Origin of the sequence: Collimonas rhizosphaerae (assembly GCF_038896935.1) — a bacterium.
In the GTDB taxonomy this organism is placed as follows: domain Bacteria; phylum Pseudomonadota; class Gammaproteobacteria; order Burkholderiales; family Burkholderiaceae_D; genus Collimonas; species Collimonas rhizosphaerae.
In genome coordinates, this window is sequence record NZ_JBANDC010000004.1 from 287,311 (window position 1) to 307,047 (window position 19,737).

Below are 19,737 nucleotides of genomic sequence, written 5' to 3' on the forward strand. Positions count from 1 at the left end.
GTCTACCCTAACTTGTTGCGTTTAGAGCAAGGGACCGGAAATCCCTGTGGTACGCATGTCAGAGATGGCCTTCGTCTACCAGGAACAAACGCCTGTGCTCGCGTATCGCGTAACGGTCGGTCATGCCGGCGATGTAATCGGCGATCGCGCGCGCCTGCGGGCTTGCTCCGGCCGTGCCGGGCTGGCCCAGCTGATAGTCGGGCGGCAGCAAGGTCGGCTCGGCGCTGAAACAGGCATACAGTTCGGCGACGATGCGGCGCGCCTTGGCCGTCATGCGATTGACCAGGTAGTGGCGGTACAGGTTTTCGCGCAAGAAGCGCTTCAGCAGCGCTGCCTGTTGCGCCATGCCGTCGGAAAATGCAATCAGGGGCGGCGCATTGCGCACCTCGTCAACGCTCTGCAGGCGGGCATCCAGGATGCGCTGCTGCGAGGTCTGGATCAGGTCGGTGATCAAGGCGTTGATCATGCGCCGCACCGTTTCATTGATCGCGCGGCGCCCGCCGAGGCCAGGGTACAGCCGCTCGACCTCGCGGCTGTGGGTTGCATAAAAATCTATCTGGTTCATCTGCTCCAGCGTCAGCAGGCCCGAACGCAATCCGTCGTCGACATCGTGGTTGTTGTAGGCAATCTCGTCGGCCAGGTTGGCGACTTGCGCCTCCAGGCTCGGCTGCTTGCGCTGGATGAAGCGCTCGCCGATATCGCCCAGCTTCCTGGCGTTGGCCAGCGAACAGTGCTTCAGGATGCCCTCGCGGGTCTCGAACATCAGGTTCAGGCCGTCAAAAGCGCCGTAGCGCTGCTCCAGCTTGTCGACCACCCGCAGGCTCTGCAGGTTGTGTTCGAAGCCGCCATGCGCCTCCATGCAGTCATTCAGGGCATCCTGGCCGGCATGGCCGAATGGCGTATGCCCCAGGTCGTGGGCCAGTGAAATCGCCTCAACCAAATCTTCGTTCAGTTGCAGGTTGCGCGCAATCGAACGGGCGATTTGCGCCACTTCAATGCTGTGCGTCAGGCGCGTGCGGAACAGGTCGCCCTCATGGTTGACGAAAACCTGGGTCTTGTATTCCAGGCGGCGGAATGCGGTGCAATGGATGATGCGGTCGCGGTCGCGCTGGAACTCGCTGCGGGCGCTAGGTGGCGTTTCCTCGAACAGGCGTCCTCGCGACAGCCCAGAATGTGCGGCATAGGGGGCGAGAGGTTGAGCGAGAAGCGCTTCCGGGTTCATCGCGGCAAATCTCCCGAGGCTAGCTGCTGCAGCGTCGCCAGCAGTGCTTCTTGCGGCACGCCGGTGACCAGATGGCCGCCCAAGGGGTTCATCAGGATGAACTTGATCTGGCCGTCTTCGTTCTTTTTGTCGACCTGCATCAGCTCCAGCCAGCGCTGAGCGCCGAGGTTGGGCGCCTCGGTCGGCAGGCCGGCGGCGCGCACCAGCGCACTGACGCGTTCCTTGTCGACGGCGCTGATGTGCCCAAGCCGGTGCGACAGGTCAGCCGCCATCACCATGCCGCAACCGACCGCTTCACCATGCAGCCATTTGCCGTAGCCCAGGCCGGACTCGATCGCATGGCCGAAGGTATGGCCGAAATTCAGGATGGCGCGCAAGCCGCCTTCGCGTTCGTCTTGCCTGACCACGTCGGCTTTCAGCTCGCAGGAGCGGCGGATGGCGTAAGCCAGGGCAACGTTATCGCGCGCCATCAGCTTGCCGATATTGCTCTCTATCCATTTGAAGAATTCGGCGTCGATCACCGCGCCGTATTTGATCACTTCCGCCAGCCCGGCCGACAGCTCGCGCTCAGGCAGGCTGTGCAAGGTCATGGTATCGGCGATCACTGCCTGCGGCTGGTAGAAGGCGCCGATCATGTTTTTGCCGAGCGGGTGGTTGATGCCGGTCTTGCCGCCCACCGAGGAATCGACCTGCGCCAGCAGGGTAGTCGGGATCTGCACGAACGGCACGCCGCGCATGTAGGCCGAAGCAGCGAAACCGGTAAGGTCGCCGATAACGCCGCCGCCCAGGGCGATCAAGGTCGTCTTGCGGCCGCATTTTGCGCTCAGCAGCCGATCGAAGATCTGCATCAGGCTGGCCCAGTTCTTTTCTTCTTCGCCGTCCGGCAATATGATTTCCAGCACGCTCTTGCCGGCGTCTTTCAACGCCTGGCTAAACCCTTGCAGGTACAGCGGCGCGACGGTAGTGTTGGTCACCACGGCGACCTGCTTGCCGATGATCAGGCGCGCAATCCGCTCACGGTCGTTCAGCAGCGACGGTCCGATCTCGATCGGGTAGCTGCGCTCGCCCAGTTCTACCTGGAGCGTGATGGTCGGCGCCGGGGCCGGAGGGGGCGACTGCTGGTTCATAAAAGAATTTGCTGAAATAGGGGTGATAGCGCCAGCCTGGCTAACCGTGCCCGATCCTGCTTCAGGCTCGTCGGGCAGCAGTTCCAGCTGGCTCAGGATGCTGTGTACCAGGAATTGTACGTTAGGTCGGCCAGTGTCGATGACAATGTCGGCCACGTCGCGATAATACGGCTCTCGCTGCCGTGACAGTTCTTCCAGGCGCCGGCGCGGATCGGCTGTTTGCAATAGCGGCCGGTTCTTGTCGCGGCTGGTGCGCTGCAGGATGTTGTGGATGCTGGCACGCAAGTAAATCACGGTGCCGCGGTTTTTCAGGTATTCGCGGTTTTCCGGCCGCATGACAGCGCCGCCGCCGGTGGCCAGCACGATGCCGCGCCTGCCGCTGAGGTCGCGTATCACTTCCGTCTCGCGCTGGCGGAAGCTCTCTTCGCCTTCTATCTCGAAAATCAAAGGAATCGAGACGCCGGTACGCGCCTCGATTTCGTGATCCGAATCAATGAATAGCTTGTTGAGTTTTTTTGCCAGAGCGCGGCCAACCGTAGTCTTGCCCGCGCCCATCAGGCCTACCAGAAAGATATTGCCTGTGTACCGCACCATTTCACCACTCAACCTTTTGCTCAAAATACAGACACCGGCGCCAGGCCGGTGTCTTCTGTGCAATTAATGCCCAGCGAGCCGGTCGATGACGATTTTCGGTGTCAGGAAAATCAATAATTCAGTTCGTTTGTTAACAACTGCCGTTTGTTTGAAAAGATAACCCAGAACCGGAATATCTCCAAGCAGTGGCACTTTAGTAATATCGTTTGAAATCGTCTGGGTATAAATACCGCCAATCACCACCGTCCCGCCATTTTCAACCTGGACCTGGGTCTGGACATGCTTGGTATTGATAGCCACACCGCCTGGAACCGTGGCGCCGACGCTGTCATTCGTCACATCTACTGTCAAAATGACATTGCCGTCAGGAGTGATTTGCGGCACAACTTCCAGTTTCAGGTTAGCTTTCTTGAACTCAACCGATGTGGCTCCGCTGCTGGTGGCGTTTTGGTATGGAATTTCAACACCTTGTTCAATCAGAGCCTTCTGCTGGTCAGCCGTGACAACGCGCGGACTGGAAATGATCTTGCCTTGCCCGTCCGCTTCCAGCGCCGACAACTCCAGGCTGATGAATTTCGATGCAGCGGAATTGAACAGGGTCAAAGCCAGCGAACCTGCCGTGCCAGTGCTAGGATTGGCCGGCAAATTCACCGAATTTCCTCCTATGATTGGAAGCGTGCCAGTCGACGCCGTCGCGGTTTGAGTGCCGCCTGCAGTGACATTTTTGCCATTAAAGCCAAAACCAAGCTTGGCGCCGAGATTACGGCTAAAGCCATCATTCGCTTCCACCATGCGGGCTTCGATCAAGACCTGTCTCGATGCGATATCGATCTTTTGCACCAGATTGCGGATATTCTGCAGAATGGTCGGCGTATCGGTAACGAACAATTGGTTAGTGCGAGGATCGATCACAGCACTGCCACGATTTGACAGAATGCTATTTTTCTTGCCCCCACTGCCGGCATCATCAATCCCGAACACTTTCTTGAAGGCTTCAGCTTTCTGATAATTCAATTGGAAGGACTCTGTGCGCAGAGGCTCCAGTTCGGCGATTTGCGAACGCTGCTCAAGTTCCAGTTTTTCTTTAGTCAGCAATTCGTCTTTCGGTGCGATCCAGATGACAGAACCGTTCTTGCGCATGTCCAGACCTTTGGCCTGCATCACGATATCCAAAGCCTGGTCCCAAGGAACATCTTTAAGGCGCAGGGTCAGGTTGCCGCCGACGGTATCGCTGGTAATGATGTTCAGGCCGGTAAAGTCAGCAATCACCTGCAGCACCGAACGCACTTCCACGTTCTGGAAATTCAGGGAAAGCTTGTCGCCGCGATATCCCTGCGCGCCCTGTGCCAGCTTGTTCGGGTCTTCCTTGATCGGTTTGACTTCGATCACCAGCTGGCTGTCGCTTTGGTAAGCGCTCTGCTCCCAAAGACCTTTCGGCTCGATGATCATGCGTACATTTTCACCTTGCGTGACGGTAGTGATGGTTTTGACCGGAGTACCAAAATCACCGACATCAAGCTTGCGGCGCAAGACATCCGGCAAGCTGGTTTTCAAGAAATCCACCACAATTGTCTGGCCTTGCTGGCGGACGTCGACACCAACCTGGGTATTCGGCAGGTCAATCACAACTCGGCCTTCACCCGCGGTGCCGCGACGGAAATCGATATCGCGCAGGGCGGGTTTCCCGTTCAGCAATGCTGCAGGGGCTGGCGCCGCGGCCACAGGTGCAGCTGCGGCTGCCGCGGGACGTACCGGCATGCCGGCAGCATTGACCGGCGTCGCCAGGCCGCCAGAACCGTCGATGGTGACGATCAGGGAATTGCCGTCCATCGCGGTAGCGTACGACAAAGAACGTTTCAGGTTGAACACCAGGCGTGAGCGGTCGTCAGCTTGCGCCACCACCACATTGCGCACGTCGCCCATGCTGATGTCTTGCGATGTCTTGCCGGTAGCATTGCCAACCCCGATGAAATCGAAAGCGATGCGCGCCGGGCTGATCACGGCAAACGCCGTCGGCTGCGTAGCCAGCGGACGCTTGAAGCTGATCTTGACAATGACATTGCTGCCTTGCTGGTTAGCGTTGATCGAAGTGATCGCATTATCTTCCGCCGCCATTGCCGGCGCCCCTGATACCAGCAAACACAGCAGCGCACCCAACATCAAGGCTTTTTGCCGAACCACGCTCAGCCGGCTCACGCTCAGGTTAACGAATTTTTTTCCTGCTGCAATCATTTTGTGCTCTCCTGCAACGCTAACTTGGCTTCGCGCTCGACCCATTCGCCGGACGCATCTTGTACGATTTCTTTCAAAATTACCTCGGACTCAGTGATGCCGGTGACCATGCCGAAATTCTGCCCTATGTAATTCCCCACTTTGGCCTGGAACACGGTCTTGTCGACTTGCAGCAAGACATAGCTCAAACCCACTTTTTGCAACGTCCCCACCATCTTGATGGTGTCCAGCGGATAGTTTTCCAGCGTTTCACGGCGCCGGTCCATATTCGGCTTCAGGCCGTTTGACTTGCCTTGCAGCTTGGCCAGCGCCACCAGCAGCTTGCTGGGATTGTAGGGATCGATGCTGGTCGCACCGGCATAAGTAAAGGGAATGAACTTCTTCGGTTCGCTCAGCTTCGGTATCCCGACCTTGGTATGGCTCTTGACGTCAGCCATCCACTCTTTCAATTCCTGTATACCGCTGTCACCACAACCTGACAAAGTTGAGATAAATACGACAAAAAATGTCACCTGGGTCAGACGCCCAATGCGAAAAAACGTCATTTTTGACCTTTCTGCTTAGCTGTATCGGCGACCTTGCGCTGTGCCGCCACTTCGTCCTTGTCCAGATAGCGGAAGGTCTTGGCAATCGCGTCCAGGCTCAGCGCTCCATCCTTGCCGGCTGTCAGATTCATGTTGTTCAAGGTCACGATGCGCGGCAGGTTAGCGATGTCGCTGGCAAATGAGCCGACATCGTGATAATTGCCGGTTACCTTGATATTGATCGGCAGCTCGGCGTAGTAATCCTTCACCACCACCTGGCCTGGCTTGAACAATTCAAACTGCAGGCCGCGCCCCAGGCCGGCCTGGTTGATATCGGACAGCAAGGCATCCATTTCGGCTTTGCTAGGCAGTTGCTTCTCCAGCGTAGCGACATAATCCGCCACCTGCAGTTTTTGCTTTTGCAAAGCATCCAGGTTGATCGCTTGCTGGATCTTGGATTTGTACTGCTCTTTCAGCTGCACTTCCTTCTGTTCACCGGCGTTCAGCTCATCCTGCTGGTCGCTCCAGTAAAAATACCAGCCCACCAGCAGCACCAGCAGGAACACTGCCACGCCAGACAGCACGCGAGGAACTATCGGCCATTGGCCGGGATGGCGGCCATTCAGTCCGCGGAATTGCGCGCTCAGCGAGGCGCTCAAATTATTCATATCCATCACTTGGCGTCTTTCAAGGTTGCTTTGGGCGCGGTTGCAGCGCCGGCGCCGGTTGCAGCAGCTGCCGCCGTTTTTGGCGTTCCTGCGGCAGGAACGCCTGCCGCAGGAACGCCTGCCGCATCTTTGGCGTCCTTGTCAGACGGTCGCTTGATGCCGACATTGACAGTGAAAGCGAAAACACGCTTGCTGTCGCGGCCAGTACCACCGATATTGGCGGAACGGATTTCAATCAGGTCAGGGCGTTCCAGCCAGGCCGAATTGTTACCCAGGTTACGCAGCAGCTCCGACACCCGCTCATTCGATTGGGCATAACCATTCAACGCTACCCGCTGGCCTTCCTGCTTGAGGGAGTTCAGGTACACGCCTTCCGGCACCTGCTTGACCAGCTCATCCATCAGGTACACGGGCTGGTTGCGATCGCTTTGCAAATCCTCGACGGCTTGCTGGCGCGCCTTCAACGCTTCGATTTCCTGCTTGAGGGTGGCGACTTCCTTGATTTCTCCATCAAGACGGGTGTTCTCCGCCGTAATGAAACGATTGCGTTCGGTCTGGTTGGAGATGCTGTTGGCGAAGAATGCGCCGACCAGCAACACCACTACCAGGCCCACGATTGCCGACAGCAGCAACATGGCGAAATAAGTATTCTTGCGCTGCTTGCGCTTGGCTTCGCGGTGCGGCAGTAGATTAATCTTGATCATCAGCCAAACCTCCGCATGGCCAGGCCGCAGGCAACCAGGTAAGACGGTGCATCCATGCGTAATTGTTTTTCCCGCACATTCGGCCCCAGTTGCATGCCGGTGAAAGGACTGACCACCGAAGTGGAAATCTTGGCGCGCCCGGCCACCACTTCAACCAGGCCCGGAATAGTGGCGCATCCGCCGGCCAGGAACAGCTGGTCGAGGCGGGTATATGGCGTCGAGGTAAAGAAGAACTGGATCGCCCGCGTGACTTCCAGCGCAGCGCTCTCCAGGAACGGATTGAGAATCTCGCGCTCGTAGCCTTCAGGCAGGTCATTGTTGCGTTTTTTTGTTTCCGCCTCTTCATACGAAAGGCCGTAGGCGCGCACGATGTCCTGGGTCAGCTGGTTGCCGCCAAACGGCTGCTCGCGCTCATAAATCAGCTGGCCATCCAGCAAGGCCGACACATGCGTGGTTTGCGTGCCAATCTGGAACAGGCCGACAATCTGCCCCTGCCCGGCTTTCGGCAACTGCCCGATGATGCGGTTGATCGCGGCGCGCGCCGCGTAGGACTCGATGTCCATCACGGTCGGCTTGAGGCCGGCAGCCTCCGCCACCGCCACCCGGTCTTCGACCTTTTCCTTGCGGGTCGCCGCCAGCAGCACTTCAACGTCCTCCGGCGAATGCTGCGCCGGGCCGATCACGTCAAAATCAAGGCTGACTTCATCCAAAGCAAATGGAATATATTGGCTGGCCTCGGATTCGACCTGCATCTCCAGCTCTTCTTCCAGCATGCCGCTGGCCAGGATGATCTTTTTGGTAATCACCGACGCCGGCGGCATGCCCAGAGCCACCAGCCTGGTGCTCGAGCCGCTTTTTTTCCACAGCCGCCGCACCACTTCCGTGACTTGCTCGATGTTTTCAATATTGCCATCCACCACCGCGCCGCGCGGCAACGGTTCCGAGGCATAGCGCTCCAGGCGCAATTGATCCTTGCCCGTCTCCGACAGCTCAACCAGCCTGACGCCCGACGTGCTTATATCAATCCCCACCAGAGGCGGGTTCTTTTTACCGATCAGCGATCCAAGATCTAATGCCAAGAGCATTTCTCCCGAGTATGTATTATTTGGGGAACATTCTGCCTGCAAGGCGGTCGCATTAGCGGGATACCGTCTCGAAGTTAGGAAAAACCTGTAAAACAGGGCTTACAGCAATGTTAAATTTTGTAACGTGAAATCGTAGCAATAAGAGGGGCCTACTGTAAAGAAATTTTCCACAGGGAAATTGTTTAAGTAGTGCAAAAAACCGCTCCATAGCGCCCTCACCGGTCCAAATTTGGTTTTTATCGACAATTTCTGTCTGAATTTCGCAACGTAGTTTGCGGTTCATCAAGAACGCATGATGCAGAGCAAGTTTTGAGCCAAGGGCTGTGCCGTTATAATGCGTGGCATCCATCTTTCATAAAACGCATCGAATGACGCCTCCAGACACAGCCAGCGACACCCAGCAGTACCCCTCTCCTTCGCGCCGTCGCTTGCCGCTGCTGCTACGGCTCCTGCTTGGCTTTTTTGGCATCGTTGTCGGCCTGGCTGTTATCGGCTGCCTAACTTTTTTCCTGATGCTGGCGATGGCTTACCCGAATTTGCCGGAACTCGATTCGCTCACCGACTACAAACCCAAGATTCCTCTGCGCATTTTTTCGGCCGACGGCGTGCTGATTGGCGAATTCGGTGAAGAGCGGCGCAGCCTGGTTCACATCAACGAGATTCCCGATGTCATGAAAAAAGCCGTACTGGCGATTGAAGATGATCGTTTTTACCAGCATGGCGGAGTTGACTACCAGGGTATCTTGCGCGCCAGTTTTTCCAACCTGACCGGCGGCGGCGGCGGCGCCAGCACGATCACCCAGCAGGTCGCCCGCAATTTTTTCCTGACCAGCAACGAGCCGACCTTCTTCCAGAAAGCATCGCGCAAATTCCTGTATGAAATTCCGCTGGCGTGGAAAATCGAGCGCAACCTGAGCAAGGACCAGATCCTCGAGGTCTACATGAACCAGATTTACCTGGGCCAGCGCGCCTACGGTTTTGCCTCTGCAGCGCAAATCTATTTTGGCAAGCGGCTGCAAGACATCACCACCGCGGAAGCGGCGATGCTGGCCGGCCTGCCGAAGGCGCCGTCGGCCAACAATCCGGTCGTCAATCCGAAACGGGCGACGGTGCGCCAGCAGTACATCCTGCTGCGCATGCTGCAGCTGGGCTACATCAGCCCGACGCAGTATGAACAGGCCAAGAATGAAGCCTTGCACATCAAGACCGGCGCCAGCGAATTCGGCATCCATGCCGAATTCGTCGCTGAAATGGCGCGGCAGCTGGTGTACGAACAATTTAAGGAAAATACTTATACGCTTGGGCTCAACGTCTTCACCACCATCACCAAGGCGGACCAGGATGCAGCGTATATAGCGCTGCGCCGTGGCGTCATGGATTACGAAAAGCGGCGCGGCTACCGCGGCCCCGAGGGTTATATGGAAATCCCCGACGGCACCAAGGAAGAAGCTGAAGACGCGATCGAAGTGGAGCTGGCCGACCATCCCGACAGCGATGAAATCGTCGCTGCGGTGGTGCTGGAGGCAAATCCGAAACTGGTGCGCGCGGTGCTGTCATCGGGCCAGGAAATCAGCATCAGCGGCGCCGGCCTGGGCATCGCCACCAACCTGCTGAGCGACAAAGCGCCGCCGCAACGCAAGGTCAAGCGCGGCGCCATCATCCGCGTCATGCTGGACGGTAAAAACTGGACCATTACCCAGATGCCGGCGGTGGAATCGGCCTTTGTCGCGGCCGACACCAAGGATGGCGCCATCCGCGCCCTGATCGGCGGCTTCGATTTCAACCGCAACAAATTCAACCACGTCACCCAGGCCTGGCGCCAGCCGGGCTCGTCGTTCAAACCCTTCATTTATTCCGCCTCGCTGGAAAAGGGCTTGTCGCCGGCCACCATCATCAATGATGCGCCGCTCAGCTATGGCGGCGGCCAGACCGGCGGCCAGATCTGGCAGCCGAAGAACTACGGCAACAAATATGAAGGTCCGATGAGCATGCGCAAGGCGCTGACCAAGTCGAAGAACGTGGTCTCGGTGCGCATCCTGGACAAGATCGGCGCCAAATACGGACAGGAATATGTGACGCGTTTCGGCTTTGATGCTGACAAAAATCCGCCCTACCTGACCCTGGCCCTGGGCGCCGGCGCGGTGACGCCGCTGCAAATGGTGGGCGGCTATGCGGTATTTGCCAATGGCGGCTACAAGGTCAGTCCCTACATCATCAGCAAGATTACCGACGCCAACGGCAACGTATTGTCGCAGGTGCATCCGGAAACCGCAGGCGATGAAGCCAACCGCATCATCGACCCGCGCAATGCCTTCATGATGGACAGCATGATGCGCGACGTGGTGCGCTACGGCACCGCAGTCAAGGCGCTGTCGCTCAACCGTACCGACCTGGCCGGCAAGACCGGCACCACCAACGACTCGCTGGACGCCTGGTTTGCCGGCTACCAGCCGTCGCTGGTGGCGGTCGGCTGGATGGGCTACGACCAGCCGCGCACCTTGGGCGACAAGGAAACCGGCGGCGGCCTGGCGCTACCGATCTGGATCAGCTTCATGCAGCAGGCATTGAAAGGTGTACCGACAGAAGAGCGTGCGGTGCCGGAAGGCCTGGTCCATTCCGGCGGCGAATATTATTACGCAGAATACCCACCTGGCATCGCCACCCAAAGCCTCGGCGTCGGCACCACAGCGCCGACGGAAGAAGAAAAAGCCAGGGACGAAGTCAAGAACGAATTGTTCTGATCAAACCGGGCAGGCGGCCGGACAGACAACAAGGCTTCCCTGGCAATCCAGGGAAGCCTTGTTCAATTTGAATACAGGTCCAGCAAGCGCCGGGTATAGATTTCAATATTCTCCGGCAAGCTCACATCCAGCGTACGCAGCAAGGTCTGCGCATGGCGCCGGTAATCCTCCAGCTGGGCGTCATGCGTGGCAAACGCCTGCAGTACCGCCTGGCCGCCGGCGTAGGAATCGAACTCCGGGTAATAGTAGCCGTAGTCCTTGATGAATTCCGAATTGTGGATCAGCGGATAGGCGCCGTACAAAGCTTCGTAGTACAGGTAGTTCTGGCCGTTTTCCCAGTGATGCGAAATGATGCAGTCGCCATAATTGGCCATGAACTCGTACACCGCGAAGCGCCCTTCGAACGACGCCAGGCCGTGATTCACCACATCCAATGCACGCGCGAACTGCGAGAACTTCAGGTGCTCTTTCAGATGCAAGGTGTTGCAGACGCTCAGGTGCTGCAGGAATCCCGGTTGCGCACGATATGCCTCTTCGCAGGCCAGCATCGGCAGCAGCGAGGTTTTCACCATGCAGACGTTTGGCTCGAAGCTGCACACCCGCCAGCGCGGCTTGCCAGGCTGGTAGCCATAGCTGAGATGGCTGGGCAAGGTAGCGATGCCTTTTGCAAAGAACAGCGGCGTCCACAGGTGCGGCACGATGTGCACCGGCGCCCGCGCCGTCAGGCTGAAATAATCCTTGCAGCTGCGCAGGTACTCCGGCAAGGTCCACACCGCGTCGTAGGGCTTGTCGCTGCACAGGCCGCCATGCGGCTTGTCGAATATCGCGCGTTCAACGTCGATCACGTAGTCATTGCCGACCCGCATCCAGGCGTAACGCCCGCCGCGCTCGCGGAATCTCCTGACCCAGTCTTCGTTCAGCTGGGCGCTCATTTCAATCACGACGTCCAGGGTTTCCATGGCCTGTTCCAGGCCGATCATGTCGATTCCCAGGTCACCCATCATCATGGCGTCGTTGACCTGGTCGGTCTGGCCGTCCAGCACCAGCACTGCGCGTTCGACTGCAGGCGACTGGTTGAACAGCTGCACCAGGAATGCGCAGTTCTGGAAGATACCGTTTTCCCAGATCGATTGCGGTCCGGGACGTACATACAGCGTCACTCCGACGCGCAGCTTGCGTTGTGGCAGAGGGTGGTTCATGACTGGCCCTCCGTGGTGTGCTGTAGTCTTTTCACAAATGCGTCCACGTTCTCGGGGCGTACCGGATCGAGCTTGCTCAGGTAAGCCGCTCCCGCTTTTTTATAGTCGTCCCAGAATTCAGGCTCCTGGTTCCAGGCGTCGAGCAAGGCATGGCCGCCGGCGCTGGCTTCGAAATCCGGATAAAAGATGCCGACGCCGCCGGCCTTCAGGTATTCCGAATTATGTATCAGCGGATAGCCCCCGTAGAGCGTGTCGTAATACAGGTAATTCAAGCCCCACTCCCAATGATGCGAGACCACGGCGTCCATCTTCTGCTGCGCCATGCATTCGACAAACGCCACGCGCGGCTCATAACTGGCCTTATGATGCCTGGTCAGATCGAGATTGATGGCGAAACGGTTGAAGGTTGGATGCTCTTTCATATGCACCGTGTTCATGACCATCATCATGCTCACCGAGCGCTGGTCCAGGCGGTAAGCCTGCTCGCATACCAGCATCGGGATAAAGCAGTTTTTGCCGACCGATATATTCGGCTCGAAAATCGCCGTGCGCCAGCCAGGGCGGTCGGCGCCGGTCCTGGCCTGGTAACCGAATTGATGGCCGCCTTTTTCAACCACATCGACATGCTGCTGGATAAACAGCGGCGACCAGATGTGCGGTATGGAAAACACCGGCACCCGCGACACGGTGCGCAGCAATGGCCCGCTGCTTTTCATGAATTGCGGCAGCGTCCATATCTCATGCCAAGGCGTACCGTTGAAGATCTGGCCGCTGGGACGGTCGAACATCGGCGCTTCGGCATTGTCGGCATAAGTGTGGCCGACAAAAAAAGTGATGATCTTGACGCCCAGCGCGCGCACGTGACGCAACCATTCCAGCGGCAATTGCGCGCCCATTTCGATCACGACATCAAGTTCGAAGGTGACATCCTCCGGTTTCACCAGGGGCGCTTCCAGCCCATTCAATCCCATCGCCTCAGGCATATGGTCAAGCGCGCCGCCGTTCAATAAAAACACCCGGCCGACTTGCGGACTCTGCTGCAACAGCAGCACCAGGAACGCCAGGTTCTGGTTGAGGCCGTTGGACCAAAGCTGCGCGCCCTGGACGGGAAAGATGGAGATGCCTACGTTGATTTTTTTCATGAATTAGGAAAGATTGAAAATCATTGGTTCATACAATCGGCTGTTCCAGCAATGCGGCCAGTAAGCGCTCATATTCCACCGTGACTTGCGGACTGCCGGGCAGGTAACGGTTCAACACCTGCCGTTGGCGCGCCAGATAATCCTGCCAGCCGCCGTCATGCGTACCCAATACTTCGAGCAACCTGCGACTGCCGTCTTTCACGTTATTGCCTTCGTAGTAGTAGCCGAGGTCGCTGCACATATAAGCGTTATGCACCAGTGGATAACCTTGCCAGCAGACGTCGAAATAAAAATAATTCAGCGCATTCTCGATTTGGTGGGAAATCACTACATCGGTCATCTGGCTCAGGAATTGCGGTGTATCGAAACGCCCGAGGAACACTGCCTTGTGCTGGCGCACGATATCGAGCTGGTTCATCACTGCAATGAACTCCTTGCTCTCGCGCGCCAGGCGCTCGGCATTGGTGACCTGCAGAATCTCGATATTTTGCGGCTGCTGCCGATAGGCTTCTTCGGCAATGAATGCCGGATACATGCAGAATTTCACGATATCGTTATTCGGCTCCATCACGGTCAGCCGCTTGGGGCCGGGGCGCGGGCGATATTCGCCGTGATGGTCAAAACCCTGGCTGCGCTGGTTGACGAAAATCGGGTCCCACACAAACGGCACCACTTGCGCCGGCCGCCGGCGCAGGGTTTCGAAGTAAGACTGGCTGTTGGTGGCGACCTGAGGCACCATCCAGATCGCATCGTAGCGCTGGTTGACGAACAGGTCGTAACCCCACATCGGCCGGTTGAACAATACCGATTGCATCACATGCACATACTCGAATCCGCAGCAGTAGGATATCAAGCGGCAGTCTTGCGTCTTCAGGTAGGCGGTCTGGTCAGCGCTGATCTGGCCGCCGAGTTCGATCAGCACATCCAGGTTGTCCTTGGCCTGCTCGAAGCTGACCGTCGGCCAGCGCGCCTGGTCCCACGGCAGCGCCGCGGTGATGGCAACCGCGGTGGTATTCACCAGATGCACCGATGCAACGCTCGGGCACTGCTTTAAGGTTTCGGCCAGGTATACGGCATTCTGCTTGATGCCGTTGTTCCATAACGATTCGTTTTCCTGGTGCAAACCGATGGTGATGCCGATACGCAAGGTGCCTGTGTTCATGTCTTGGATTCAAATTAAGGGTGTATCGTGTTTGTCATTTGCGCGCCGGCGCCGCCATTTTGGTCTGCTCGGTCCAGTTGTATTGCACATAGCGCCGGATGATCAGGCAGCCCGGCGGCGAATCCACCAGAGAGACCGAACCGCCTGGCTCGGCCGGCGACACATATACCGTGAAAGTCGGCAGCAAAGGTGTGGCGCTGTAGCCTTTCAATTCGGTATCGGCAATGCTCTTGCATGAATACGGGGCGATGGAAATGCGCTCCGCGGCCACCGAACATGCGCCGCCATCCTGCGGCACCGCCGTAATCGATACTGCCGCCGATGCGCCGGCATATTCGATCCCGGTCAGGGAAAAGAACGGCCCGCGATCCGGGTGGGCGCGGTCCCAGTCCACCAGCACATCGTGGGCGCTGGTGCCGTTGATAGCCAGCGCCGACAAGCGCGTGACGGCTGGCTGGCATTGCTTGACGCCGACGCTGCGCGCTGCTTCCGCCAGCAAGTTCTTCGGCGCTGCGGCAGCGGCTTTGGCGCCAGGCAGGTCGGATTTCATTTGCCCGTGTGTGGCCGGCATCGTCAATATAAGAGCGGTACAGAACAATGCCGCCCATGGCCGCCGGCATGTCCTCGATGGACTGGTTGAATCACTTGGTTCGCCTGCTTTCAAAATAGGTGGTGCATGCATCATCAGCTAGATCCGTTTGTAAAAAGCGGGACGCCAGGTCCGGCATCCGTGGTAGCGGGCGTTGTTGCCTCAGGCGCCGGCATGACAGCAGGCACCGTATCGGGGGCGACCTGCGGCACAGGCTCGCCGGGCTCGGCGGCGGGAATCGCCGGCGCTGAAATCGGCGGCACGGCGGCCGGCTCCGCGACAGGCGGTCCGGGATCTGGCGCCGTTGCGGCAGGCACCGGCGCCGGCTCGACATCGGGCGCGCCGGGCGCCGGTGTTGCCGGGACAGGTTCCGTGGCGGGGGTAAGCGGCTTCATGGGGGGCAACTCTGGCACCGTTACCGCAGGGGCCATGGCGGGGATGGCCGGCGTCGGCGCCGATGCAGGCGCCACGGGGGTACCCGCCTTGGCCGCTGCGGCGGCTTGCTCACGCTTCATCAAGGCCACCACGGCCTTTTCACATTCTTCTTCACTATCGCATGGGATCACGAAGGTTTTACCCTCCCACCAGCCGCGCAGCACGTAAATGCCATTCTCCGCTTTCCTGCCTTTACCGTCGTTCAGCATCTCCTGGTACTGCGGGTGGGCAGGGGGAAAAGTCATGACTCCATAGCCCAGCTGACGGCCGCGATGCCATATCCCGCTATAAGTGGTGCCATCGGCAAAGCTGGCCTTGCCCTCGCCTTCCGGCAGCGAATCGATGAACATGCCGTCAAAGCGGTTGCCCGGCTCTTCAACACCGGTGGTATGGCCGCGCATTTTTCCTTGCTCCATGGCGCCTGTCAGCTCTGCCACCTGCTTGTTGTTGCTCATCCAGCGCACCGTTCCCGGTCCCTGCGCCAGGCCGTTCTCGCAGCCCCCGCTCCAGCGCGCTGTAATGCCCTCGGCGAGCGGCTCCGGGCTCCATACTTTACAGCCATTGCTGGTATCGGCAATCCAGTGCCTGGGTGTTTCAGCCACATTACTGCCCACCGGATTGTTCAGGTTGGCTGCGCTGACAGCGGCGGGAACATTGGCGGCCTCGACCGGCTTCGTCATGGATAGCAATGCGCCAAATAAAAAAACGGTGTTCAGGCCAGCCCGCATCCGCCTCGATGGGGATCGATAGTCGCTTGCCTCGCTGCAGGCAAAGCCGTCACGCCAATCACTTGGTTCTTCCGAATCCCTGATTATCATCGTGTTCATTGGTGGCTATCGATGGTTGAGAAGCGTTGAACAACTCTCCTTGATACAGTTTCCCCCCAGCCCAAAAGCAAACCGGTATCAAAATAATATTGTATTGTTCATATCTTACGACAAATGCAGCCTGGAATATCTCTTGCCCAGCTTCTCCGTCAATAAAAACTTACAGCGTTATCGATACCCCGCCTTGGGAACTGATCATGGCCGACAAGGCAGCAAAGAACTCTGAGCCGTCACGTGTGTTAATCCAGGCATCTCCCTTTTGCCGGTAGTGGAAGCCGCCGGATTTGGCCGCAATCCACAATTCCTGCATCGGCGCCTGGCTGTTGACGATAATCTTGCTGCCATTGTCGACAAATTCAATCTCCAGCACATTGCCGCTGCGGCTGCACTCCACATCCAGGTCGGTATGGTCGGCAGCCTGCTCCAGCGCCGTCTCGATCTTGCCCAAGGCAGCCTCTGCCGCGGCCAGGAATTCTGATTCTGTCATGCTACACTCCAATCCATTTCGTTAAACTGTGATTCTAATCCGTGAAGCCCATTTTTGATTTGCCGCGTATTCCCGTGATCGTCGCCGTGGTCGCCGCTACGCTCAGCCTGGCTGCGTGCGGCCAGAAAGGCCCGCTGTTCATGCCGGCCAAGCTGCCGCCGCCTATCGTCAGGACAGCGCCGGCCAAGCCAAATGTTGCTCCGGCGACATCTGATGAAACCATGACTCCTGCGCGGCCGGAAGCCGTGGACATGCCAACAACACCCGCCACCACCAAATAAGCTGCCCTTATGTCGTATTTTTCATACAAGAATGGCGTCCTGCACGCTGAAAACGTCGCGCTAAACGCTATTTCGCAGCAATTTGGCAGCCCGACCTATGTCTACTCCAAGGCCGCGCTGACAGCCAATTTTTCAGCTTACGCGAACGCCTGCAAACAACACAGCCGTGAAGCGGACGGCGCACTGATCTGCTATTCGGTCAAATCCAATTCCAACCTGGCGGTGCTGCAATTGCTGAACCAGCTCGGCTCTGGTTTCGACATCGTCTCGGGAGGCGAATTATTGCGCGTAATCGCTGCCGGCGGCGATCCGTCCAAGGTGATTTTTTCCGGCGTCGGCAAATCGCGCGAGGAAATGCGCCTGGCCCTGTCGCACGACATCCTCTGCTTCAACGTGGAATCGATTCCGGAGCTGCACCGCCTGAACGAAGTCGCCGGCGCCATGGGTAAACGCGCGGCCATCTCGCTGCGCGTCAACCCCGACGTCGAAGCCAAGACCCACCCTTACATCTCGACCGGCCTCAAGGAAAACAAATTCGGCGTAGCGTATGACGACGCCCTGTCCTGCTACCGTACTGCCGCCGCGCTGCCGCATATCGATGTGGCGGGAATCGATTGCCATATCGGTTCGCAGCTGCTGGACGACGCGCCGATGCTGGAAGCGCTGGACAAGCTGATCGAGCTGGTCGACCAGCTGGCCAGCGAAGGCATTCATTTGCACCACCTGGATATCGGCGGCGGCATCGGCATCACCTATGACGATGAACAGCCGGTCGTGATCGGCGACTACCTGGCCCGCCTGTTTGCCCGCATCAATGCCTGGCGCGAAGAAAAATACCAGGGCGCGCCGATCAAAGTGATGTTTGAACCGGGCCGTTCGATCGTCGGCAATGCCGGCATCCTGCTGACCGAAGTCCAGTACCTGAAGCATTCCGAAGCCAAGAATTTTGCGGTGGTGGATGCTGCCATGAACGACTTGATGCGGCCGGCATTGTACGAGGCCTGGCACGGCGTGCAGACCGTCGGCCAGCGCAGCACGGAAGCCCAGGTATACGATGTGGTCGGGCCGGTATGCGAGTCGGGCGACTGGCTGGCGCGTTCCCGTTCGCTGGCAATCGAAGCAGGCGACCTGCTGGCGCTGATGTCGGCCGGCGCTTACGGCATGACGATGTCGTCCAACTACAATACCCGCGGCCGGGCGGCTGAAGTGATGGTGGATGGCGCCCAGGTACACCTGATCCGCCAGCGCGAAAATCCGGCCGACCTGTTTGCCCTGGAATCGCTCATATCGCCTTAAGCCAAGAGCACAGGAAGACCATGCGACAGTTCATGCTCAGCGCCATATCTTCCTGTTTCCTGATCCAGGCCGCGCACGCCGCCCATCCGCTGGTGACCGACGATACCAGCACCCAGGACAGCGGCAACCGCCAGGTCGAATTGAACACTGACTGGCTGCGCCAGGACGCCATCCATAGCCACGTGGTGAATTTCACCTACACCTACGGCTTGCTGAAGAATCTCGACGTGTATGCCAATCCGCCGGCGACGCTATCCAGTCCATCCGGCATCAACGACGTCGCGCTAGGCGTCAAATGGCGCCTGTTCGAGGATGGCGATTTCAGCCTTGGCCTTAAACCGGAACTGACGCTGCCCAGCGGCGATCCGAACCGGGGACTGGGCCACGGCCGCGGCAGCATGTCGTTGACGCTGATCGGCAGCTACCAGATCGACTCCTGGGCATTCAGCGGCAACCTGGCGGCCTATTACAACCGCTATCGCTTGCTGGCCGACCAGCAAGCCAACCGCAGCGTGGTCTGGCGCGCTTCTGCTTCTGCGCTATATGCGGTGAATCCGAAGTGGAGCCTGGCATTCGACACCGGCATCGTCAGCAATACAGAACGCGCCAGCGACAGCAGCGGCGACCGCCACAGCAGCAGCAATCCCGGTTTCATCTTGACCGGCGTGATCTATTCACCCAATCCCAACCTTGACCTGGACGCCGGCATCAAATTCGGCCTCGGCTGCGGCGCCTGCGCAGCGCAAACCCAGCGTCAGCTCGGCGTCGGCGTGACCTGGCGCTTTTGAAGCGCGGCCCGCTGGCTGCTGCGGTTACGCAGGGCGAAGTACACGCGCACCAGCAGCAACGCGGCAACGATAGTCCCGAACACGATCGGCTTTTCAAAATTGTGCTTGCCGGCGCGCATCCACCAGAAATGCAGGATGCCCAGCATCGAAACCCCATACAGGCTGCGATGCAGCCATTGCCAGCGCTTGCCTCCAAGGCGGCGGATCATGCCGTTGGTGCTGGTCAGCGCAAGCGGTATCAGCAGGACGAAAGCAATGAAGCCGACGGTAATGAACGGGCGTTTGACGACATCCTTGAGCATCTCGCCGACATCGAAGAAATGATCGAACCAGAGGAACGTCGTGAAATGCAGGCAGGCATAAAAGAAGGCGAACAAACCCAGCATGCGCCGCAATTTGACGAGCCAGTTCCAGCTGGTGAATCGCCGCAGCGGCGTCACCGCCAAGGTGATGCAAATAAAATAGAGAGTCCAGTCGCCGCTGCTGCGCGTGATGAATTCGATGGGGTTGGCGCCCAGGCGATCGGTAAAACCGAACAGCAGCAGCCGCGCCGCGGGCAGCAACGCCAGTGCGAACAGGAAAGCTTTCAGGAATTTGAATTGCCCGGGTGCCGGATTGAACATGCTGCGCATTC

The 19,737-nt window shown here is 58.3% G+C and carries 18 protein-coding genes; 4 read left to right on the forward strand and 14 right to left on the reverse strand.

Annotation, left to right across the window (positions count from 1 at the left end; translation table 11 throughout):
• Positions 1-58: 58 nt before the first annotated feature.
• The 7 genes from V8G57_RS07645 to V8G57_RS07675 form a co-directional block, all read right to left on the reverse strand.
• Positions 59-1,222, reverse strand: coding sequence for a deoxyguanosinetriphosphate triphosphohydrolase (locus tag V8G57_RS07645; protein WP_092394514.1), 1,164 nt, complete (start codon positions 1,220-1,222; stop codon positions 59-61).
• Entirely contained in the window at positions 1,219-2,943 is a 1,725-nt protein-coding gene (gene aroKB, locus V8G57_RS07650) for a bifunctional shikimate kinase/3-dehydroquinate synthase AroKB (protein ID WP_342828868.1), read from the reverse strand. The genes V8G57_RS07645 and aroKB overlap by 4 nt, the downstream gene beginning before the upstream one ends.
• 63 nt (positions 2,944-3,006) lie before the next feature.
• Positions 3,007-5,103, reverse strand: coding sequence for a type IV pilus secretin PilQ (locus V8G57_RS07655; RefSeq protein WP_342828942.1), 2,097 nt, complete (start codon positions 5,101-5,103; stop codon positions 3,007-3,009).
• A 68-nt stretch (positions 5,104-5,171) separates the two neighbouring features.
• The gene (locus tag V8G57_RS07660) at positions 5,172-5,720 is read right to left on the reverse strand and encodes a pilus assembly protein PilP (RefSeq protein ID WP_425458247.1); all 549 of its coding nucleotides are present in this window, start codon (positions 5,718-5,720) and stop codon (positions 5,172-5,174) included.
• On the reverse strand, positions 5,717-6,373 hold the full coding sequence (locus tag V8G57_RS07665; RefSeq protein WP_092394502.1) for a type IV pilus inner membrane component PilO: 657 nt from the start codon (positions 6,371-6,373) through the stop codon (positions 5,717-5,719). The genes V8G57_RS07660 and V8G57_RS07665 overlap by 4 nt, the downstream gene beginning before the upstream one ends.
• Positions 6,373-7,071, reverse strand: a complete 699-nt coding sequence (locus V8G57_RS07670) for a PilN domain-containing protein (RefSeq protein ID WP_342828870.1) — start codon at positions 7,069-7,071, stop codon at positions 6,373-6,375. The genes V8G57_RS07665 and V8G57_RS07670 overlap by 1 nt, the downstream gene beginning before the upstream one ends.
• Entirely contained in the window at positions 7,071-8,150 is a 1,080-nt protein-coding gene (locus V8G57_RS07675; protein ID WP_254784950.1) for a pilus assembly protein PilM, read from the reverse strand. Before V8G57_RS07675 ends, V8G57_RS07670 begins: the two co-directional genes overlap by 1 nt.
• Positions 8,151-8,524: 374 nt before the next feature.
• Here V8G57_RS07675 and V8G57_RS07680 point away from each other — a divergent pair, with 374 nt between their 5' ends.
• Positions 8,525-10,897 (forward strand): penicillin-binding protein 1A, encoded by a 2,373-nt coding sequence (locus tag V8G57_RS07680; protein ID WP_342828871.1) that lies wholly within the window; start codon positions 8,525-8,527, stop codon positions 10,895-10,897.
• A 62-nt stretch (positions 10,898-10,959) separates the two neighbouring features.
• Here the strand turns inward: V8G57_RS07680 and V8G57_RS07685 are convergent, their stop codons facing one another.
• The 6 genes from V8G57_RS07685 to cyaY all read right to left on the reverse strand — a co-directional run bounded on the left by V8G57_RS07685 (position 10,960) and on the right by cyaY (position 16,738).
• The gene (locus V8G57_RS07685; protein ID WP_342828872.1) at positions 10,960-12,096 is read right to left on the reverse strand and encodes a DUF2827 domain-containing protein; all 1,137 of its coding nucleotides are present in this window, start codon (positions 12,094-12,096) and stop codon (positions 10,960-10,962) included.
• On the reverse strand, positions 12,093-13,238 hold the full coding sequence (locus V8G57_RS07690; protein ID WP_342828873.1) for a DUF2827 domain-containing protein: 1,146 nt from the start codon (positions 13,236-13,238) through the stop codon (positions 12,093-12,095). Before V8G57_RS07690 ends, V8G57_RS07685 begins: the two co-directional genes overlap by 4 nt.
• 28 nt (positions 13,239-13,266) lie before the next feature.
• Positions 13,267-14,400 carry a DUF2827 domain-containing protein gene (locus V8G57_RS07695; RefSeq protein ID WP_342828874.1) on the reverse strand — a complete coding sequence of 378 codons (1,134 nt, stop codon included), beginning with the start codon at positions 14,398-14,400 and terminating at the stop codon, positions 13,267-13,269.
• 34 nt (positions 14,401-14,434) lie between these two features.
• The gene (locus V8G57_RS07700; RefSeq protein WP_254784947.1) at positions 14,435-14,950 is read right to left on the reverse strand and encodes a hypothetical protein; all 516 of its coding nucleotides are present in this window, start codon (positions 14,948-14,950) and stop codon (positions 14,435-14,437) included.
• Between the two features lie 134 nt (positions 14,951-15,084).
• Positions 15,085-16,104, reverse strand: coding sequence for an MORN repeat-containing protein (locus V8G57_RS07705; RefSeq protein WP_342828875.1), 1,020 nt, complete (start codon positions 16,102-16,104; stop codon positions 15,085-15,087).
• 307 nt (positions 16,105-16,411) lie between these two features.
• Positions 16,412-16,738, reverse strand: coding sequence for an iron donor protein CyaY (gene cyaY, locus V8G57_RS07710; protein ID WP_342828876.1), 327 nt, complete (start codon positions 16,736-16,738; stop codon positions 16,412-16,414).
• A gap of 41 nt (positions 16,739-16,779) precedes the next feature.
• Here cyaY and lptM point away from each other — a divergent pair, with 41 nt between their 5' ends.
• From lptM to V8G57_RS07725, 3 genes are read left to right on the forward strand one after another with little or no spacing between them, the layout of a single operon-like run.
• Positions 16,780-17,019: an LPS translocon maturation chaperone LptM gene (gene lptM / locus V8G57_RS07715; protein ID WP_342828877.1), complete on the forward strand. Its 240-nt coding sequence runs from the start codon at positions 16,780-16,782 to the stop codon at positions 17,017-17,019.
• Positions 17,020-17,028: 9 nt separating this feature from the next.
• Entirely contained in the window at positions 17,029-18,315 is a 1,287-nt protein-coding gene (gene lysA / locus V8G57_RS07720) for a diaminopimelate decarboxylase (RefSeq protein WP_342828878.1), read from the forward strand.
• Between the two features lie 20 nt (positions 18,316-18,335).
• Positions 18,336-19,103: a transporter gene (locus V8G57_RS07725; RefSeq protein WP_342828879.1), complete on the forward strand. Its 768-nt coding sequence runs from the start codon at positions 18,336-18,338 to the stop codon at positions 19,101-19,103.
• Here the strand turns inward: V8G57_RS07725 and V8G57_RS07730 are convergent.
• Positions 19,070-19,726 (reverse strand): protein-methionine-sulfoxide reductase heme-binding subunit MsrQ, encoded by a 657-nt coding sequence (locus tag V8G57_RS07730; RefSeq protein WP_092395059.1) that lies wholly within the window; start codon positions 19,724-19,726, stop codon positions 19,070-19,072. The genes V8G57_RS07725 and V8G57_RS07730 overlap by 34 nt on opposite strands.
• Positions 19,727-19,737 lie beyond the last annotated feature (11 nt).

What these genes read in the sequence shown, in the direction of transcription:
- V8G57_RS07680 (WP_342828871.1), top strand. Translation starts at nt 8,525, where the DNA reads ATGACGCCTCCAGACACAGCCAGCGACACCCAGCAGTACCCCTCTCCT.
- V8G57_RS07665 (WP_092394502.1), bottom strand. Translation starts at nt 6,373, where the DNA reads ATGGATATGAATAATTTGAGCGCCTCGCTGAGCGCGCAATTCCGCGGA.
- V8G57_RS07690 (WP_342828873.1), bottom strand. Translation starts at nt 13,238, where the DNA reads ATGAAAAAAATCAACGTAGGCATCTCCATCTTTCCCGTCCAGGGCGCG.
- V8G57_RS07730 (WP_092395059.1), bottom strand. Translation starts at nt 19,726, where the DNA reads ATGTTCAATCCGGCACCCGGGCAATTCAAATTCCTGAAAGCTTTCCTG.
- V8G57_RS07725 (WP_342828879.1), top strand. Translation starts at nt 18,336, where the DNA reads ATGCGACAGTTCATGCTCAGCGCCATATCTTCCTGTTTCCTGATCCAG.
- V8G57_RS07695 (WP_342828874.1), bottom strand. Translation starts at nt 14,400, where the DNA reads ATGAACACAGGCACCTTGCGTATCGGCATCACCATCGGTTTGCACCAG.
- cyaY (WP_342828876.1), bottom strand. Translation starts at nt 16,738, where the DNA reads ATGACAGAATCAGAATTCCTGGCCGCGGCAGAGGCTGCCTTGGGCAAG.
- V8G57_RS07645 (WP_092394514.1), bottom strand. Translation starts at nt 1,222, where the DNA reads ATGAACCCGGAAGCGCTTCTCGCTCAACCTCTCGCCCCCTATGCCGCA.
- lysA (WP_342828878.1), top strand. Translation starts at nt 17,029, where the DNA reads ATGTCGTATTTTTCATACAAGAATGGCGTCCTGCACGCTGAAAACGTC.
- V8G57_RS07660 (WP_425458247.1), bottom strand. Translation starts at nt 5,720, where the DNA reads ATGACGTTTTTTCGCATTGGGCGTCTGACCCAGGTGACATTTTTTGTC.
- V8G57_RS07685 (WP_342828872.1), bottom strand. Translation starts at nt 12,096, where the DNA reads ATGAACCACCCTCTGCCACAACGCAAGCTGCGCGTCGGAGTGACGCTG.
- aroKB (WP_342828868.1), bottom strand. Translation starts at nt 2,943, where the DNA reads ATGGTGCGGTACACAGGCAATATCTTTCTGGTAGGCCTGATGGGCGCG.
- V8G57_RS07705 (WP_342828875.1), bottom strand. Translation starts at nt 16,104, where the DNA reads ATGACGAAGCCGGTCGAGGCCGCCAATGTTCCCGCCGCTGTCAGCGCA.
- V8G57_RS07670 (WP_342828870.1), bottom strand. Translation starts at nt 7,071, where the DNA reads ATGATCAAGATTAATCTACTGCCGCACCGCGAAGCCAAGCGCAAGCAG.
- V8G57_RS07655 (WP_342828942.1), bottom strand. Translation starts at nt 5,103, where the DNA reads ATGTTGGGTGCGCTGCTGTGTTTGCTGGTATCAGGGGCGCCGGCAATG.
- V8G57_RS07700 (WP_254784947.1), bottom strand. Translation starts at nt 14,950, where the DNA reads ATGAAATCCGACCTGCCTGGCGCCAAAGCCGCTGCCGCAGCGCCGAAG.